We start from the raw sequence: 17777 nt of genomic DNA, 5'->3' as shown, positions 1-17777 counted from the left end.
CTTCAATCAACGCATCTCTTCCGTTCCGATCATGTCCCTCTCCGCTCTCTCTGCCCTGTCCCCCCTGGACGGCCGCTACGCTTCCAAGACCGACAAGCTGCGCCCCATCCTGTCCGAAGCCGGTTTCATGCACCACCGCGTCAAGGTCGAGATCGCGTGGCTGCAAGCGCTGTCCGAAGCGGGCCTGGACGAGATCAAGCCGTTCCCTGCCGCCGCCAGCGCCCTGCTGGACAAGCTGGCAGCCGACTTCACCGAAGCCGATGCGGCCCGCATCAAGGAAATCGAAGCCGTCACCAACCACGACGTCAAGGCAGTCGAATACTGGCTCAAGGAAAAGGTAAAGGACGTGCCCGAGCTGGTGGCCGCCTCCGAATTCATCCATTTCGCCTGCACTTCGGAAGACATCAACAATACCTCGCATGGCATGATGCTCAAGACTGCCCGCGACAACGTCATGCTGCCCGCGCTGCAAGGCCTGGTCGCCAAGCTGACCGAGCTGGCGCACGAACACGCGGCGCTGCCGATGATATCGCGCACCCACGGCCAGCCCGCCAGCCCGACGACGCTGGGCAAGGAAATGGCCAACGTCGTGGCCCGCCTGCAGCGCGCCATCAAGCGCATCGCCGGGGTCGAGATCCTGGGCAAGATGAACGGCGCCGTCGGCAACTACAATGCGCACCTGTCGGCCTACCCCGAGCTCGACTGGGCCGGTTTTTCGCAGAGCGTGGTCGAGCAGCGCCTGGGCCTGGTGTTCAACCCGTACACCATCCAGATCGAACCACATGACTACATGGCTGAACTGTTCGATGCCTTCGCCCGCGCCAACACCGTGTTGCTGGACCTGAACCGCGATATCTGGGGTTATATCTCGCTGGGTTATTTCAAGCAGCGAACCAAGGCCGGTGAAATCGGCTCCTCGACCATGCCGCACAAGGTCAACCCGATCGATTTCGAAAACTCGGAAGGCAACCTGGGCATGGCCAACGCGGTGCTCAAGCACCTATCCGAGAAGTTGCCGGTATCGCGCTGGCAGCGCGACCTGACCGACTCCACCGTACTGCGCAATATCGGTGTCGGTTTCGGTTATACCCTGCTGGCCTATGACAGCTGCCTGCGCGGCCTCAACAAGCTCGAAGTGAACCCGCAGCGCCTGGCCGATGACCTCGACGCTACCTGGGAAGTGCTGGCCGAGCCGATCCAGACCGTGATGCGCCGCTATGGCATCGAGAATCCGTACGAGCAGCTCAAGGAACTGACACGCGGCAAGGGCATCTCCAAGGATGGCCTGCGTGATTTCATCAATGGCCTGGCCATTCCGCAGCACGCCCGCGATCACCTGCTGGCGATGACGCCAGGTAATTACATCGGCAGTGCCGTGGCGCTGGCCAAGGCAATCTGACCAGGTCGATGGCGCAGCGGCGGCCCTTGGCTGCCGCCGGCTCGCAAATCGTCCCGCCTGCCGTTCAATGGCGCACCATCCGGTGCGCCATTTTTATTGGGCGCGCGACATCCAGAACGGAGGCGGCCTCGGCGTGCGGCCACGGCTGGATTGTCAACAAAAACGGACTAGTGAAATTCGATTTGGATAGGTAATGCAGTGCTCCAAACGTATTTATACTCACAATCTGAAAAAAAGTGGCATGATGCAACGCACCCCGATAGCTCTGCATTGACTATAACCTCACCGGATCGCGAGCCTGGCTTCGCCAGAAACCAATCTGCCACGCATGGCTCCAACCGCAACAATAAAATTCGCTCGCTATGGATCGCTATACCAAACCCGCCGTGCTGCTCCATTGGCTCATCGCCCTGCTGATCATCTCGGCCTTCGGACTGGGCTTGACCATGGTCAATATCCCGGGCCTGACCCCGACCAAGCTCAAATACTTCTCGTGGCACAAATGGATCGGCGTGACCGTGCTGGCCCTGGCCTGCCTGCGGTTGCTGTGGCGCCTGACGCACCAGGCGCCGGCCTATCCGGCGCACATGCCGACGTGGCAACAGGCAATGGCGCACTGGATGCATGTGGCGCTGTACGTGCTGATGTTCGCCATTCCCGTTTCCGGCTACGTCTACAGCCTGTCGGCCGGCGTGCCGGTGGTGTACCTGGGCATCGTGCCGCTGCCGGTCTTCATGGCCCCCAATCCAGAACTCAAGCCCTGGCTCAAGGACCTGCACTATGTGCTCAACATGACGCTGCTGGCCGCGTTCTGCCTGCATGTACTGGCCGCCCTCAAGCACCAATTCATCGATCGCGACAATCTGTTCCGTCGCATCCTTCCATGACGTTCAACGTCAATCACTTAACGCTGGTCCAACCAGCCCCTAGTCCGACGAGATCATCCATGACAAAGCACCTGCTCAACTCCACCCTGGTCGCAGTCGCCCTGACGCTGGCGGGCGCGGCCCACGCCGCTCCGCTCAAGGTCGATGCGACCAAGAGCGCCGTCAGCGCCACCTTCAAGCAGTTGAACGTACCGGTGGAAGCCAAGTTCAAGAAATTCACCGCCACCCTCGACTTCGATCCGGCCAAGCCGGCCGAAGGGCGCGCCAGCGTCGACATCGACGTCACCAGCTTCGACCTGGGCGACGCCGAGTACAACAAGGAAGTGCAGAAGAAGGAATGGTTCAACGGCGCCCAGTTTCCCAAGGCCACGTTCGTGACCAGCTCCATCAAGCCCAGTGCGGGCGCCGCCGCCGGCACCCGCTTCGATGTGGCCGGCAAGCTGACCATCAAGGGCAAGAGCACCGACGTGTCCTTCCCGCTGGCGGTCAAGAAGGAAGGCGCCGGCCAGGTATTCGACGGCACCCTGCCGATCAAGCGCCTGACCTATAACATCGGTGAGGGCGAATGGAAGGACACCGGCATGGTGGCCGACGAAGTCAGCATCAAGTTCCACATCGTCGCCACGCCCTGACACCCGCCCACCACGCAGTCATCGGATAAACACCCCGCATCCCCCGAAGCGGACTTACCTAAGGAACGATAAATGAAACTGAACCACGCCCTCCTCGCCCTGATCGCCGCCGGCACCGTCGGCTCGGCCTTTGCCGCAGACACCTACTCGATCGATCCCAGCCACACCTACCCCAGCTTCGAGGCTGACCACATGGGCGTGTCGGTCTGGCGCGGCAAGTTCACCAAGACCAGCGGCACCGTGACCCTGGATCGCGCGGCCAAGACCGGCACCGTCGATATCACCATCGACGCCGCATCGATCGACTTCGGCAACACCAAGATGAACGATCATGCCAAGAGCGCCGAAATGTTCGACGTGGCCAAGTTCCCGACCGCTGTCTACAAGGGTACTGCGATCAAGTTCGACGGCGACCAGCCGGCGTCTGTCGAAGGCACCCTGACCCTGCACGGCGTGACCAAGCCCGTGACCCTGACACTGAACAAGTTCAAGTGCATCCAGCACCCGATGTTGAAGCGTGAAGTGTGCGGCGGCGACGCGTCGGCCACCTTCGATCGCGCCGACTTCGGCATCGACTATGGCGTCAAGTATGGTTTCTCGACCCAGACCAAGCTGGCCATCCAGGTCGAAGCGGTCAAGACCAACTGATCGACTCGCGCAGTTGCGGGTCCTGGAGCCGGCGCCTTGGCGCCGGCTTTTTCATGGGCGACGCGCACGGCCTGGCGCGCACCTCGACAACTCATCGGCCTGCATCGCACTTGTCCCGGATCATTGAATCAAGGCGCCGCTTGGCGCACAATGGCTCGCATTCACTGTTCTGCTTGCCTGCAGAACTTTTCAAAACGCGCTACTCTAGCGCTGTTCCAAAAGGACCAAGTAGCATGTCGATAGCAGACCTCCGTAAAGACTACAGCCGCGCCAGTTTGTCCGAACTCGAAGTCGCCGCCGATCCGATTGCGCAATTTGCAACCTGGTTCGATGAAGCGATCAAAGCACAGATACCCGAACCCAACGCGATGAGCGTTGCCACTGTCGGGCCCGATGGAAGACCGTCTTCGCGCATCGTCCTGATCAAGCAATTCGATCAGAACGGCTTTACCTGGTTTACCAACTACGACAGCCGCAAGGGAAGGGAAGTCGCCGCCAACCCATTTGTCGCGTTGCTGTTCCATTGGGTCGAACTCGAACGCCAGGTGCGTATCGAGGGCAAGATCGAACGCGTCACCCGCGAAGAGAGCGATACGTATTTCTCGAGTCGTCCACTGGCCAGCCAGCTGGGAGCGATTGCTTCCAGCCAGAGCCAACCGGTGGCAGACCGCGCCACCCTGGAACGGCAATTCGAAACGACGACGCAGCAATCCGGCCAACATCCGCAGCGCCCCGCGCACTGGGGCGGCTACCGTGTGATCCCGGAGCGCATCGAATTTTGGCAAGGCCGTCCCTCGCGCATGCACGACCGCGTACTTTACGTTCGCGGCGATAGCGGCGCCTGGCAGCGGCAACGCCTGCAACCCTGAAGCGAACACGATTCGCGGGGTTGTGAAGGTCCGGCGCCATCGACATGGCGGTGCCGGACACTGCAAGCATTCACGTCACTACGCGGAGGAAAATCGTGTTTTGGGAAAAGAAGCTTGACGCCTGGGTAGACAGCATACGCACCGCATCCGCGCTGCCCCTGCGATTGGTCCTATGGAACGGCCAGCAATATGACTTCGGCAATGGCGCACCCGAAGTGACCCTCAAGGTGCCGCAGGCCTCGGCCATCACCTCGCTGCTCAACCCGTCGCTGTCCAACCTGGGCGAAGCCTACGTCGAAGGCAAGATCGAGGTCGAGGGTGCGGTCAAGAACATCATCAGCGTGGCCAGCGCGCTGGCCTCCAACACGCTCAAGGCCGAAGGCAAGTTCGGCCGCCTGGTGCGCAGCGTGGCACACTCCAAGAAGAAGGACGCCGAGGCGATCCAGTATCACTACGACGTCTCCAACGACTTCTACAAGCTGTTCCTGGACCCCAACATGGTGTATTCGTGCGCCTACTTCGAGAACGGCGACGAGGACCTGGCCACGGCGCAGGTCAAGAAGATCGACCACATCCTCGACAAGATCCGGCTCCAGCCCGGGCAGACGCTGCTCGACATCGGTTGCGGCTGGGGGGCGCTGGTGTTGCGCGCGGCCCAGAAATACGGCGCCCGCTGCGTGGGCGTGACGCTGTCCCAGAACCAGTACGACCTGGCCCGCGAGCGCGTCGAGCAAGCGGGGCTGTCCGACCGTATCGAGATCAGGCTGCAGGATTATCGCGATGTCACCGGCAGCTTCGACCGCATCACCAGCGTGGGCATGTTCGAGCATGTCGGCATCAAGAACCTGCCGATGTATTTCAGCCAGATCAACAAGCTGCTGGCCGACGACGGCATGGCCATGAACCATGGCATCACCAGCACCGACATCAACAATGGCGAGTCGCCCTACGGCGCCGGTGAATTCATCGACAAATATGTCTTCCCGGCCGGCGAGTTGCCGCACATCAGCACCGTGCTGCACACCTTGCAGCAAGGCGGGCTGGAAGCCTTCGATGTCGAGAACCTGCGCCGCCACTACGCTCGCACCTGCAGTGTCTGGGCCGAGAACTTCGAATCCAACACCGAGGCCATCCGGCGCGTGACCGATGAACGGCGCTACCGTATCTGGCGCGTTTATCTGGCCGGCAGCGCTTATGCCTTCGACAGCGACTGGATCTCGCTGTACCAGATCGTCTGCACCAAGGCCGGTCGTGGCGCGCAGGGCCTGCCATGGTCGCGCAACTATATCTACCACCATTGAAGCGGCGGCCAGCGGATGAAAAAAGGACAGCGGCGCACAGCCGGCTGTCCTTTTTTCATGGCGCGCCGGTGGCGGCTCAGTCGTCGCGGCTCTTGGCGGCGAACACCTGCCTGAACTTGGCCAGCTTGGGGGCCACCACGAAGGCGCAGTATCCCTGGAAGGGATGCTGGCGGAAGTAATCCTGATGGTAGTCCTCGGCCCTGTAATAGGTGTCGGGCGGGCTCAGTTCGGTCACGATGGGGGCATCCCATACCAGCGCCATCTCGGCCATGACCTTTTTGGCGACTTCATGCTGCTGCTGGTCCTGGTAATAGATCACCGACCGGTATTGGGTGCCGACATCGTTGCCCTGGCGGTTGAGCGTGGTCGGGTCGTGGATCGTGAAGAAGATCTCCAGCAACTCGCGAAAGCTGATCACTTCGGCATCGAAGCTCAGCCGCACCACTTCGGCATGCCCGGTCTGGCCGCCGCAGACCTGCTCGTAGCTGGGGTTCTGCACGCTGCCGCCGGTATAACCCGATTCCACTGCCGTGACTCCCTTGACCTGCTGGTACACCGCTTCCAGACACCAGAAGCAGCCTCCACCCAATACCGCGATTTGGCTTGCCATGATCGACTCCCGTTATTCCTGTGTTGAAACTGTAACGTAAATCGGGGCCGACCGGACAATTGCAATGCCGGCGCCCGCGCCGCCGACGGGCCAGGGTCGTCGCGATCCGGTATCATGACGCCAGGTATCTCTGCCCCTGCCCATTTCGCTCACTGATGCACACACGTTATCCACGCGCCGACACGCGCCAATTCGATGCCGGTCATTTTCGCCAGGCGCTATCGCAATTCGCCACTGGCGTCACCGTGATCACCACCCGGCTGGCCGATGGCAGCTTGCTTGGCCTCACCGCCAGCTCCTTCAACTCGGTGTCGCTGGATCCGCCGCTGGTGCTGTGGAGCCTGGGTACGCGCGCCAACAGCCTGCCGGTGTTCAGCGGCAATTCACACTACGTGATCAATATCCTGGGCGCCGAGCAGGCTCACCTGGCACAGCAATTCGCCAGCAAGGTCGAAGACCGTTTCGCCGGCGTTGACTATACCCTGTCGCGCACCGGGCAGCCGGTGCTCGACGGCGTCTCGGCCTGGTTCGAATGCCATAACCGCAGCCAGTACCCCGAGGGTGACCACATCATCTTCGTCGGTGAAGTCGAACATTGCGAGGTACGCCCGCAGCCGGCACTGGTGTTTCACAACGGGCGCTTCATCAAGACCGACGCCGGATGACAGGGCGTGGCGACCGGCCGGATGCAAAAAGCGCCCCTTGGGGCGCTTTTTTCTCGACGACGATCTTGCAGAATCAGAACTTGTAGTTCAGCGACAGGAAGGTGACGATCGGATCCAGCGTGATGGAGGTGCGATAGCGCAGCGGCGCCGAACCCAGCACTGCACGACCGGTCGCGGTCGGGGTGGCCGTGATGTCGGCATCGGTCTTGAGCTTGATGTACGACACCGAGAAGCCGAGTGACCAGTTCTTGTTGAAGTTGTAGTTGGCGCCTGCCGAGACCACCGGTGCCCAGGAGCTGCTCAAGGAAGCCGTCGCGGTACCGCCGGCCAGGGCCGGGTTGATGCTGGCACCGGCTGCGGCACTCTGGAATTGCGGCGTCAGGCTCACGTCCGAATACCACACGTAGGTCACGCCAGCGCCCAGGAACGGACGGAAGGTGCTCTGCGGCGTGCCGAAGTAATACTTGGCCACCAGCGCCGGGCTCCACTGCTTGGCGCTACCCAGCTGACCCAATCCTGCCAGGTCGCCCTGCCCGCTCAGGCGGAACTTGGGGGGGATACCGGCATCCAGCGTCAGCGCCACGTTGTCGGTAAAGAAGTGGGTGAAGGCCAGGCCCAGCGTGTCGGCATTGCTGACCGTGGAATGGGAGTTCGGACGCGACACGCCATTGACTGCACCACCGGTGCCGGTCAGGCCTTCGCTCGAATCCTGTGGAGTCAGGTGAAACCAGCCCACGCCGATGACGTTGTCACCAGCCTGCTGCGCCATGACAGGGGCAGCACAAGCGGCCATCACGGTCAGTGCGGCGATCTTCGGCAAGAAGGAAAATTGGTTCTGCATTGTTGTCTCCATGGTTGAGGGCATATGCCCAACTTTGTTATTCCCGGTCGCTGCATCGGCGGGCAATACTGCGGATGGCTCTCCGCTTTCGTTATTGTATTTTTCTTGATCCTGGCACTGCGTTCAAAAAGAACGCGCGTGCTATTCTTCGGCGTTAATATGCCAGCTTTGTAACGATTTGTATAGACGGCGTCGCGTGATGCGGCATTTTGTCTTCTTTTGGCAACCGTTACTGACCATGCAGTCAGCAACGACAGCATCAATGCTCCAGCAACCGCGCCAGTATCCCTTGCGAATCGAAGGCCGCGCGGCGCAATCGATCATTGATGCCTTGCCACTGTGTGTCGGTGGGTGGCGCCTCCACCACGATCAGGTCGGCGCCCGTGTGGTCCATGTCGCGCAGCGCGGCATACAGGTCATGGGCATACGCGTTTGCCTCGGCCGGCATCGGGCGCTGCGCCAGGACATCACCGTGGCCTGGCCGGCGATGGATCAAAGCCACTCGCCGTCCCTTCCCGGCCAGGCGCCGCAGCACATCGTCGAGATCGGCAGCGGCCACCTGGACCACTGGCGTGTGCGGCGCGTAGTGCGCATCCAGGGTGCCGGAGGCGCGCGGCGCGCCGGCATCCGGCAAGCGCGGCGTCACGCCCAGCACGGCGGCGATCTGCGCCGCGCTGATCTGGCCTGGGCGCAACAGCACCGGGCCATGGGTGTCGATACGGCTGAGGTCGACGATGGTCGATTCGATCCCGACCTCGCTCTGTCCGCCATCGAGCACATAGGCCAATGGACTGCCGGCGCCTTGGCCGAACTCTTCCCGCACATGGGCCGCAGTGGTCGGGCTGACGTGACCGAACTTGTTGGCCGAGGGCCCCGCCACGCCGCCTTTGCCGCCCCGGAACTCGCGCAACAAGGCCTGTGCGACCGGATGCGCCGGACAACGCAACCCGACCGAATCCTGGCCGCCGGCGACGGCATCCGGGATATGCGCGGCACGCTTGAGGATCAGGGTCAGCGGACCGGGCCAGAAGGCGGCAATCAGTTGCCTGGCCTCGACCGGCACCGTCGCGGCCCAGTAAGCGATATCGGCCTCGGGCGCGACATGCACGATCACCGGGTGATTGGCCGGCCGCCCCTTGGCCGCGTAGATGGCCGCGATCGCCGCTGGATTCTCGGCGTCGCCGCCCAGGCCATACACCGTCTCGGTGGGAAAAGCCACCAGCGCGCCCTGTTCGAGCTGGCGCGCGGCCAGTGCGATGGCGGCCTGGTCGATGGCCGGCGGGTTCTGTCGGTCTTGGTTCATGACGGTCCTGCCGGTTTCAGGCCCGGATGCCCAGGATGGCACAGGCGGCCAGCAGTTGCTGCTGCGCCGCCTCCAGCGTGGCACCGGTAAAGGTGACGTGCCCCATCTTGCGGTCGCGTCGCGCCTCGGCCTTGCCATACAGGTGCAGGTGCGCACCCGCCAGCGCCAGCACCTGGTCCCATGCCGGCTCACGCACGGTGTCGCCGTCGAACCAGATATCGCCCAGGATATTGAGCATCACCGCCGCCGAATGCTGGCGGGTATCGCCCAACGGCAGGCGCGCCATGGCCCGCACCTGCTGCTCGAACTGGCTGGTGACGCAGGCATCGATGGTGTAATGGCCACTGTTATGCGGCCGCGGTGCCATCTCGTTGACCACCAGGGCGCCATCCTGCAGCACGAAGAACTCGATGCACAGCACACCCACATAGTGCAGCCCGTCGATGATCTGCAAGGCCGCCTGCTGCGCGCGCCGGGCGACATCGGCGGCAATGTTGGGACCGGGTACGGTGGTGGTAAACAGGATGCCGTCGCGATGCACGTTCTCGGCGATCGGGTACACCACTGCCTGGCCATCATCGCCACGCGCCACCAGCACCGAGACCTCATAGGCCAGCGGCAGCATCTTCTCCAGCACGCAGGTCACGCCGTTCATGCCGGCATAGGCCGAGCGCAGCTCGTCGCGCGTGCGCACCCGCACCTGGCCCTTGCCGTCGTAGCCCATGCGCGCGGTCTTGAGAATGCCCGGCAGCAGGTCGTCGGCGACGCCGGCGATATCGGCTTCGCCCTGGATCACCCGGTGCGGCGCCGGCAACACCCCGGAGCGACTGCCGCATTCGGTGAAGAAGGCCTTCTCGGCGGTGCGGTCCTGGGCGATCGAGACGCCGCTGGCGGCCGGTGCCACGAAGGTCCGGCCGGCCAGTTGCGACAAGCTGCTGGCCGACACGTTTTCGAACTCGGTCGTGACGGCCGCGCACAGGCTGCCCATCTCGGCCAGGGCCGGGGCATCGTCGTACGGCGCCTGCAACAGGCGATCGGCGACCTGCCCGGCCGGGCAGTTGCCGTCCTGTTCCAGCACGGCCACCTTGAAACCCATGGCTTGCGCGGCATGGGCGAACATGCGGCCCAGCTGGCCGCCGCCCATCACGCCCAGCCAGGTGGCGGGGGTGGTGGAGGGAACGGCCGGACGGTGGGACGGTTGAGCGGACTGCGAGGTCATACGGGCAATTTCATATCGAGGGCGACTTGCGTCTGGGTCTTGCGGAACGCTTCCAGCTTGGCCGCCAGGGCATCGTCGGTGACGGCCATCATGGCGATGGCCGACAAGGCGGCATTGGCCGCGCCGGCTTCGCCGATGGCATAGGTGGCCACCGGAATGCCCTTGGGCATCTGCACGATCGACAGCAGCGAATCCTCGCCGCGCAGGTATTTCGACGGCACCGGCACGCCCAGCACCGGCACGATGGTCTTGGCCGCGATCATGCCCGGCAGGTGGGCGGCGCCGCCAGCGCCGGCAATGATGGCGCGCAAGCCACGTTGGCGGGCGGTCTCGGCATAGGCGAACATCTGGTCCGGCATGCGGTGCGCCGATACGACCTGGGCTTCATGGGCAACGCCGAATTCCTTGAGGATGTTGACCGCGTGCTGCATCACATCCCAGTCGGACGACGAACCCATGACCACGCCCACGACCGGCTTGACAGGTGCATTCATGATGTCAATCCTTGAGTTGTTGGCCGGTCAGGCGCTCCAGCGCCTCGCGGTACTTGGCGCCGGTCTTTTCGATCACATCGGCCGGCAGCGCAGGCGCCGGTGGCGTCTTCTGCCAGCCGTCGACCGTTTCCAGGTAGTCGCGCACGAACTGCTTGTCGAACGACGGCGGCGAGATCCCGACCCTGTAGCTGTCGGCGGGCCAGAAGCGCGACGAGTCGGCGGTCAGCACTTCATCCATCAGATGCAGCACGCCATTGTCGTCCAGGCCGAACTCGAACTTGGTGTCGGCGATGATGATGCCGCGCGTGGCGGCGTAGTCGGCGGCCGCCACATACAACGCGATGGCCACATCGCGGATCTTGTTGGCCAGTTCTGCGCCGATGCGCTCGACGGTCTCGTCGAACGAGATGTTCTCGTCGTGCTCACCCAGCTCGGCCTTGGCCGCCGGCGTAAAGATCGGGGCTTCCAGCTTGGACGCCTGCTGCAGGCCGGCAGGCAGCTTGATGCCGCAGATCGCGCCCGTGGCCTGGTAGTCCTTCCAGCCCGAGCCGATGATGTAACCGCGCACCACGGCCTCGACCAGGATCGGCTTCAAGCGCTTGGCCACCACGGCACGTCCTCGTACCTGTTCCACTTCGCCCGGTGCCACTACCGATTCCGGATCGATGCCGGTCAGGTGGTTCGGCACGATGTGACCCAGCTTGTCGAACCAGAAATCGCTCATCTGGTTCAAGACCCGGCCCTTGCCCGGAATCGGCTCGTTCATGACGACGTCGAAGGCCGACAGGCGGTCCGTGGTCACGATCAGCAACTTGTCGTCGCCGACGGCGTAGTTTTCGCGGACCTTGCCGGTGCCAAGCAGTGGCAGTGAGGTGATCGAGGATTTGTAGAGGCTGCTCATGGTGGTATTTCCGTAAAGTCAAAAACCGGAATCGCCATGATCGGCGACTCCGGTCGGTTGATGCGTGAACTGCAGATGGTTACTGCACGATCTGCGACAGCTCACCCTTCTTGTACTTCTCTGCGATCTTGTCCAGCGACAGCGCCTTGATCTTGGCAGCCTGGCCTTCGCAGCCGAACGACAGGAAACGCGCCTTGCACACCAGCTTGGCGGCTTCGCGTGCCGGCTTGAGGTAGTCGCGCGGGTCGAACTTCTCGGGATTCTCGATGAAGAAGCGGCGGATGGCGCCGGTCATCGCCAGGCGGATGTCGGTGTCGATGTTGATCTTGCGCACGCCGTGCTTGATGCCTTCCTGGATCTCTTCGACCGGCACGCCGTAGGTTTCCTTCATGTTGCCACCGAATTCGCGGATCTCGGCCAGCAGCTCCTGCGGCACCGACGACGAACCGTGCATCACCAGGTGGGTATTGGGGATACGCGCGTGGATTTCCTTGATGCGGTCGATGGCCAGGATGTCGCCGGTCGGCTTGCGCGAGAACTTGTAGGCGCCGTGCGAGGTGCCGATGGCGATGGCCAGCGCGTCGCACTGGGTCTGCTTGACGAAGTCGGCGGCCTGGTCGACATCGGTCAGCAGCTGCTCACGGGTCATGGTGCCGTCGGCGCCATGGCCGTCTTCCTTGTCGCCCTTCATGGTCTCGAGCGAACCCAGTACGCCCAGTTCGGCTTCGACGGTCACGCCGATGGCGTGCGAGAACTCGACCACCTTGCGCGAGACTTCGACGTTGTACTCATAGCTGGCGACCGACTTGCCGTCGGCTTCGAGCGAACCGTCCATCATCACCGACGAGAATCCCGAGCGGATCGCGGCCATGCAGACCGCCGGCGACTGGCCGTGATCCTGGTGCATCACCACCGGAATGTGCGGATAGGCCTCGACCGCCGCCGAGATCAGGTGGCGCAGGAAAGCTTCGCCGGCGTATTTGCGCGCGCCTGCCGAGGCTTGCATGATGACTGGCGCGCCAACTTCGTCGGCCGCCTGCATGATGGCGGTGACTTGTTCCAGGTTGTTGACGTTGAATGCTGGCAGACCGTAGCCGTTTTCAGCAGCGTGGTCCAGCAATTGACGCATGGATACGAGAGGCATGAGTTGAACTCCAGAACGTTAAAAATCAGTACTCGCCTACCTTGAGGATCTTCAAGGCATTGGTGCCGCCGACCTGGCCGATGGGCTCGCCCCAGGTAACGACGACATGATCGCCCTTCTGTACCACGCCTTGCTCGAGCAGCAGGTCCTGCGCGGCCTTGAGCATGGTTTCGGTGTCGACGCACTGGGCCAGCTCGAAGGTGCGCACGTTGCGAAACAAGGCGGCCTTGCGGCGGGTGGCGACATTCGGGGTAATCGCGAAAATCGGGATATCGATGTTGTGACGGCTCATCCACAGCGCCGTCGAACCGGATTCGGTGAGGGCGGCGATCGCCTTGACCCGCAGGTGATGGGCGGTAAACAGCGCACCGTAGGCAATCGACTGGTCGACCCGGGTAAAGCGCAGGTTGAGGAAATCGGCGTCGAGCTGGTAATCCTCGGAGCGTTCGGCTTCCAGGCAGATCGCGGCCATCGCCTCGACGGTCTCGACCGGATACTTGCCGGAGGCGGTCTCGGCCGACGTCATCACGGCATCGGTGCCGTCGAGCACGGCGTTGGCCACGTCCGACACCTCCGCGCGCGTGGGCACTGCATTGACGATCATCGACTCCATCATCTGGGTCGCGGTGATGGTCAGCTTGTTGGACGCGCGTGCCATCTTGATCATCCGCTTCTGCAACCCGGGCACCGCGGCATTGCCCACTTCCACGGCCAGGTCGCCACGCGCGACCATGATGCCGTCGGAGGCGTCGAGGATCTCCTGCAACAGCGGGATCGCTTCGGCGCGTTCGATCTTGGCGATCATCATGGGCTTATGCGCCGACGGCTCGCCGGCCACGTTGCACAGCTGGCGCGCCATCTCCATATCGGTCGCGTTCTTGGGGAAGGACACCGCCACGTAGTCGGCCTGGAAGCTCATCGCGGTCTTGATGTCGTCCATGTCCTTGGCGGTCAGGGCCGGCGCCGACAAGCCGCCGCCCTGGCGGTTGATGCCCTTGTTGTTGGACAGCTCGCCACCGATCTTGACCACGGTGTGGATCTCGTTGCCGATCACGCGCTCGACCTTGAGCACGATCAGGCCGTCATTGAGCAGCAGCACGTCGTTGCCCTTGAGGTCCCGCGGCAGCGCCTTGTAGTCCAGGCCTACGCGTTCCTGGTTGCCCAGCTGGCAATCGGAATCGAGGATGAACTTGTCGCCATTGGCCAGGAAGATCTTGCCCTGTTCGAACTTGCCCACGCGGATCTTGGGACCTTGCAGGTCGGCCATGATGGCGACCTTCTTGCCGCATTCGTCGGCCACTTCGCGCACCAGCGTGGCGCGGTCGATGTGGTCCTGGGGCTTGCCATGCGAAAAATTGAGGCGCACGACGTCGACGCCGGCGGTGATCATGCGGGTCAGGGTGTCACGGTCGCTGGAAGCAGGACCGATGGTTGCGACGATTTTTGTTGCTCTTGACATGAAAACCTTTGCGACAAGTTATGGAAGCCCGACCAACCCGTCTCCCGGGTATCGGCCGGACCATGGTTTCCCATCCGGGGACTGCCCCCCGCAGGTAATGCTGATTCCAGGCCTGCGCGCTTATTGTGCGCGTTGCAGCAGGATCTCGACCGCCGGCAACGGCTTGCCTTCCAGGAATTCCAGGAAAGCACCGCCACCGGTCGAGATATAGCCGACCTTGTCGGCAATGTCGTACTTGGCGATGGCGGCCAGCGTGTCGCCGCCACCGGCAATCGAGAACCCGTCGGACCTGGCGATCGCCTGAGCCAGCACCTCGGTGCCCTTGCCGAACTGGTCGAATTCGAACACGCCTACCGGACCGTTCCAGACGATGGTACCGGCACCGCCCAGTTGCTCGGCCAGCTGGGCCGCGGTCTTGGGGCCGATGTCGAAGATCATGTCGTCGTCGGCCACGTCGTCGGCCGCCTTGACGGTCGCCGCCGCCGTGGGCGAGAACTCCTTGCCCACCACCACGTCGACCGGGATCGGCACCGACGCACCGCGCTTGGCCATCAGGTCGATGATGGCGCGGGCGTCGCCCACCAGGTCTGGCTCGGCCAGCGACTTGCCGATCTTGTGGCCGGCCGCCAGCAGGAAGGTGTTGGCAATGCCGCCGCCGACGATCAATTGGTCGACCTTGTCGGCCAGGGTCTTGAGGATGGTCAGCTTGGTCGAGACCTTGGAGCCGGCCACGATGGCCACCAGCGGACGCTTGGGTTGGTTCAATGCCTTGCCCAGGGCATCCAGTTCGGCAGCCAGCAGCGGACCGGCGCAAGCCACCGGCGCAAACTTGGCCACGCCGTGGGTGGTGGCTTCGGCGCGGTGGGCGGTGCCGAAGGCATCGTTGACATACACATCGCACAGCTTGGCGATCTTCTGCGCCAGCTCGTCGCTGTTCTTCTTTTCGCCCGGGTTGAGACGGCAGTTCTCGAGCAACACCACCTGGCCGGGCGCCACGTCGACGCCGTCGACCCAGTTGGCCACCAGCTTGACCTCGAAGCCGAGCAATTCGGACAGGCGCTTGGCGACCGGTGCCAAGGAATCCTCCGGCTTGAATTCGCCTTCCACCGGACGTCCCAGGTGGGACGTGACCATCACTGCGGCACCGGCGGCGGCGGCATCGCGGATCGCCGGTACCGAGGCGCGAATACGCGTATCTTCGGTGATGTTGCCGGCATCATCCTGGGGCACGTTCAGATCGGCGCGGATGAAGACACGCTTGCCTTGCAGTTGGTTGGTCGAAATCAGGTCGCTCAGTCGGTTGAATTTCATAAGGTGGGAATTCGTTGAGAGGGGCGAAAAAAGCCGTATTTTACTCCAGCCGGCCGCATTCCTGACGCTTTTCTGGGCCTGGATGGGCGGCGGCTGCGCTACGACTGGCATGGGGCGCAGGGCGATGGTGCCCGGTTCGACACGGCTGTTTCCGAAAGGAAATGCCGTCTTTTCAGAGCACCAACCTCAGCACTGTAAAGAGTGTCATCCCGGCCACAATAGTTCCCAGGAGATGTCGCGTCGCAGCAAAGAAAAGCGCGCCGCCGATGCCGGCCAGCAGCTTGGGATTGGCCAGGCTGATATCGGCCCCGGTCCCGGCCACCACGACCAGGTCCGGGATGACGATGGCGGCCATGGCCGCTGCCGGCGCGTAGCTGAGCGCATGCTTGAGGCGCGGCGGCAGCTTGACCGCGTGCCCGAACAAGAAGAAGCCGCTGCGGGTGATCAGGGTCGACACCGTCATCAGCACGATCGCACCCCATACATACCAGTCGCTCATGTCCCGGCCTCGTCGGAGGCATTGCGGAACAGCAACTTGTCGGCCACCAGGGCGGCCGCCATGCCCAGCACCATGGCCAGCAGCAATCCCAGGCGGTACGGCAGGCCGATGGCCAGCACGGCGACCGCGCCCGACACCACCACCCCGGCCAGCGCCGCCAGGTTGTTGGTCATCGGGATCATGATGGCGATCAGCGCCAGGGTACCGGCAAAACCGATATTCCAGCTCTCGGGAATCTGGCTGGCCAGCAGGATGCCGATGACGGCGCCCAATTGCCAGCCCAACCACCCGGGGTAGCTGATGGCAGAAAAATAACCGATCTTGCCTGCCGGCTGGCCCAGCGTGTCCGGACCGAAGCGGCGCGGGAAGAAACCCATGGCGATATCGCCATTGAAATAGCCGTACCAGATCCGGCGGTACCAGGGTAGATGCTCGAAATGCGGTGCGATGGCGGCAGAAAAGATGACAAAGCGCAGATTGACGATCATGGCGGTGAAGAACACCACCAGTAGCGGTGCGCCGGCCACCAGCAGCGGCAGCACGGCGAACTGGGCCGAGCCGGCAAACACCATCAGGCTCATGCCCAGCGACTGGAAGATGCTCATGCCGGACTTGACCATGGCCATGCCCGAGACCACGCCCCAGGCGAACACCGCCGCAACGGTGGAGGCGCTGGCGCGCCAGCCCTCCTGGAAGGCTTCCTTTTCGATGCGGCGTGCGTCTGCCAATGCAGCGCCGCGTGTCTCCTCATGCATTGTTGGAACTCATTTTTATAAATCGATGATGGCGCAGGGGCTGCTGCATTCTCGGCTACGCCCCGACATTCTACAGATGAAAGTTTTTGCTCGCTTGAATCCGCTAAAATGGCGGCTTAGGTTTCGTTCCCAAAACAGCGTTCCCCACGGAGAATAAAATGAGCCAGGCTCAAGCACCCCAGGCAGTGGTACAACTCGAAGGCAAGGATCTGCCGGCGCACTGCCCCAATCCCAACATGACCAGCTGGTCGTCGCATCCGCGCGTGTTCCTCGAACTGGACGCCCACGGTGCGGCCAAGTGTCCTTACTGCGGTACCCAGTACCAGCTCAAGCCTGGCAGCGTGGTCTCCCACCACTGAGATCGAAGGGGCTCCAGGCCCTTGTCTTCCGGAGATTGCAATGCCGCACGCCAAACTGATCCATGGTTCACCCGACGATATCGAAGCCGCGTTCTACGATGCGCTGGCTCGCGCCGACCTCGATGGCCTGATGGAATTGTGGGCCGAGGACGAGGAGATCGTCTGCATCCACCCGGGCGCCCAGCGCCTGGTGGGCCATGCCGAGATCCGCTCGGTATGGGAAGACATCCTCAGCAATGGCGGCCTGCGGATCCGGGCGCGGCAGCTGCACGCGACCCAGAACATGATGACCTCGGTCCATAGCGTGATCGAGGAAATCGACCACGGCGCGCAACACGCCACGCCCGACGTCCACGTGGTGGCGACCAACGTCTACCTGAAGACCACGCAAGGCTGGCGCATCGTGATGCACCATGCCTCGGTGGCACCCGGTGCGGCCCCGGTCGAGTCCGCCGCCAGCGGCACCATGCTGCACTAGGCG

Annotated in this window: 20 protein-coding genes; 9 read left to right on the top strand and 11 right to left on the bottom strand. The window is 63.0% G+C overall.

The annotated features are described in order from the left end of the window. The first annotated feature begins 31 nt into the window (after nt 1–31). The 6 genes from purB (at nt 32) to PMI40_RS18670 (ending at nt 5736) form a co-directional block, all read left to right on the top strand. Nucleotides 32–1399, top strand: coding sequence for an adenylosuccinate lyase (gene purB, locus PMI40_RS18695; protein WP_040502425.1), 1368 nt, complete (start codon nt 32–34; stop codon nt 1397–1399). Nucleotides 1400–1761: 362 nt separating this feature from the next. Beyond that, the gene (locus PMI40_RS18690; RefSeq protein ID WP_008118563.1) at nt 1762–2286 is read left to right on the top strand and encodes a cytochrome b; all 525 of its coding nucleotides are present in this window, start codon (nt 1762–1764) and stop codon (nt 2284–2286) included. A 59-nt stretch (nt 2287–2345) separates the two neighbouring features. Beyond that, nucleotides 2346–2918, top strand: a complete 573-nt coding sequence (locus PMI40_RS18685) for a YceI family protein (RefSeq protein ID WP_008118561.1) — start codon at nt 2346–2348, stop codon at nt 2916–2918. Between the two features lie 72 nt (nt 2919–2990). Continuing rightward, nucleotides 2991–3566 (top strand): YceI family protein, encoded by a 576-nt coding sequence (locus PMI40_RS18680; RefSeq protein WP_008118559.1) that lies wholly within the window; start codon nt 2991–2993, stop codon nt 3564–3566. Nucleotides 3567–3799: 233 nt separating this feature from the next. After that, nucleotides 3800–4435, top strand: coding sequence for a pyridoxamine 5'-phosphate oxidase (gene pdxH / locus PMI40_RS18675; RefSeq protein WP_008118557.1), 636 nt, complete (start codon nt 3800–3802; stop codon nt 4433–4435). 95 nt (nt 4436–4530) lie between these two features. Continuing rightward, nucleotides 4531–5736, top strand: a complete 1206-nt coding sequence (locus PMI40_RS18670) for a cyclopropane-fatty-acyl-phospholipid synthase family protein (RefSeq protein ID WP_008118555.1) — start codon at nt 4531–4533, stop codon at nt 5734–5736. A gap of 76 nt (nt 5737–5812) precedes the next feature. On the opposite strand, the gene msrA is transcribed toward PMI40_RS18670, so the two are convergent. Then, nucleotides 5813–6346 (bottom strand): peptide-methionine (S)-S-oxide reductase MsrA, encoded by a 534-nt coding sequence (gene msrA / locus PMI40_RS18665; RefSeq protein ID WP_008118552.1) that lies wholly within the window; start codon nt 6344–6346, stop codon nt 5813–5815. Between the two features lie 155 nt (nt 6347–6501). Here msrA and PMI40_RS18660 point away from each other — a divergent pair, with 155 nt between their 5' ends. Continuing rightward, nucleotides 6502–7011, top strand: coding sequence for a flavin reductase family protein (locus tag PMI40_RS18660; protein WP_008118550.1), 510 nt, complete (start codon nt 6502–6504; stop codon nt 7009–7011). A 73-nt stretch (nt 7012–7084) separates the two neighbouring features. Here the strand turns inward: PMI40_RS18660 and PMI40_RS18655 are convergent, their stop codons facing one another. The 10 genes from PMI40_RS18655 to PMI40_RS18610 all read right to left on the bottom strand — a co-directional run bounded on the left by PMI40_RS18655 (nt 7085) and on the right by PMI40_RS18610 (nt 16937). Next, nucleotides 7085–7852, bottom strand: coding sequence for an OmpW family protein (locus PMI40_RS18655; protein ID WP_008118548.1), 768 nt, complete (start codon nt 7850–7852; stop codon nt 7085–7087). Between the two features lie 259 nt (nt 7853–8111). Next, nucleotides 8112–9155 (bottom strand): L-threonylcarbamoyladenylate synthase, encoded by a 1044-nt coding sequence (locus tag PMI40_RS18650; RefSeq protein ID WP_008118547.1) that lies wholly within the window; start codon nt 9153–9155, stop codon nt 8112–8114. A gap of 16 nt (nt 9156–9171) precedes the next feature. After that, on the bottom strand, nt 9172–10374 hold the full coding sequence (locus PMI40_RS18645; RefSeq protein ID WP_008118544.1) for a 5-(carboxyamino)imidazole ribonucleotide synthase: 1203 nt from the start codon (nt 10372–10374) through the stop codon (nt 9172–9174). After that, complete coding sequence (gene purE / locus PMI40_RS18640) at nt 10371–10868, bottom strand: 5-(carboxyamino)imidazole ribonucleotide mutase (protein ID WP_008118542.1); 498 nt, start codon at nt 10866–10868, stop codon at nt 10371–10373. The genes PMI40_RS18645 and purE overlap by 4 nt, the downstream gene beginning before the upstream one ends. A gap of 4 nt (nt 10869–10872) precedes the next feature. Then, entirely contained in the window at nt 10873–11769 is an 897-nt protein-coding gene (locus tag PMI40_RS18635) for a phosphoribosylaminoimidazolesuccinocarboxamide synthase (protein ID WP_008118540.1), read from the bottom strand. A gap of 79 nt (nt 11770–11848) precedes the next feature. Continuing rightward, nucleotides 11849–12913 carry a class II fructose-bisphosphate aldolase gene (gene fba / locus PMI40_RS18630; RefSeq protein WP_008118538.1) on the bottom strand — a complete coding sequence of 355 codons (1065 nt, stop codon included), beginning with the start codon at nt 12911–12913 and terminating at the stop codon, nt 11849–11851. Between the two features lie 25 nt (nt 12914–12938). Beyond that, entirely contained in the window at nt 12939–14372 is a 1434-nt protein-coding gene (pyk, locus tag PMI40_RS18625; RefSeq protein ID WP_008118537.1) for a pyruvate kinase, read from the bottom strand. A gap of 120 nt (nt 14373–14492) precedes the next feature. After that, the gene (locus PMI40_RS18620; RefSeq protein WP_008118534.1) at nt 14493–15683 is read right to left on the bottom strand and encodes a phosphoglycerate kinase; all 1191 of its coding nucleotides are present in this window, start codon (nt 15681–15683) and stop codon (nt 14493–14495) included. 172 nt (nt 15684–15855) lie between these two features. Then, entirely contained in the window at nt 15856–16182 is a 327-nt protein-coding gene (locus PMI40_RS18615) for an AzlD domain-containing protein (RefSeq protein WP_008118533.1), read from the bottom strand. Further along, nucleotides 16179–16937 carry an AzlC family ABC transporter permease gene (locus tag PMI40_RS18610; protein ID WP_008118531.1) on the bottom strand — a complete coding sequence of 253 codons (759 nt, stop codon included), beginning with the start codon at nt 16935–16937 and terminating at the stop codon, nt 16179–16181. Before PMI40_RS18610 ends, PMI40_RS18615 begins: the two co-directional genes overlap by 4 nt. A 158-nt stretch (nt 16938–17095) precedes the next feature. Between PMI40_RS18610 and PMI40_RS18605 the strand changes: the two genes are divergently transcribed. Further along, entirely contained in the window at nt 17096–17296 is a 201-nt protein-coding gene (locus tag PMI40_RS18605; RefSeq protein WP_008118529.1) for a zinc-finger domain-containing protein, read from the top strand. 40 nt (nt 17297–17336) lie between these two features. Next, a complete protein-coding gene (locus tag PMI40_RS18600; RefSeq protein WP_008118527.1) occupies nt 17337–17774 on the top strand; it encodes a nuclear transport factor 2 family protein in 438 nt (145 codons plus the stop codon). The last annotated feature ends 3 nt before the right edge of the window (nt 17775–17777 follow it).

Origin of the sequence: Herbaspirillum sp. YR522 (assembly GCF_000282575.1) — a bacterium.
In the GTDB taxonomy this organism is placed as follows: domain Bacteria; phylum Pseudomonadota; class Gammaproteobacteria; order Burkholderiales; family Burkholderiaceae_D; genus Herbaspirillum.
This window is presented reverse-complemented; position numbering and strand designations above follow the sequence as displayed.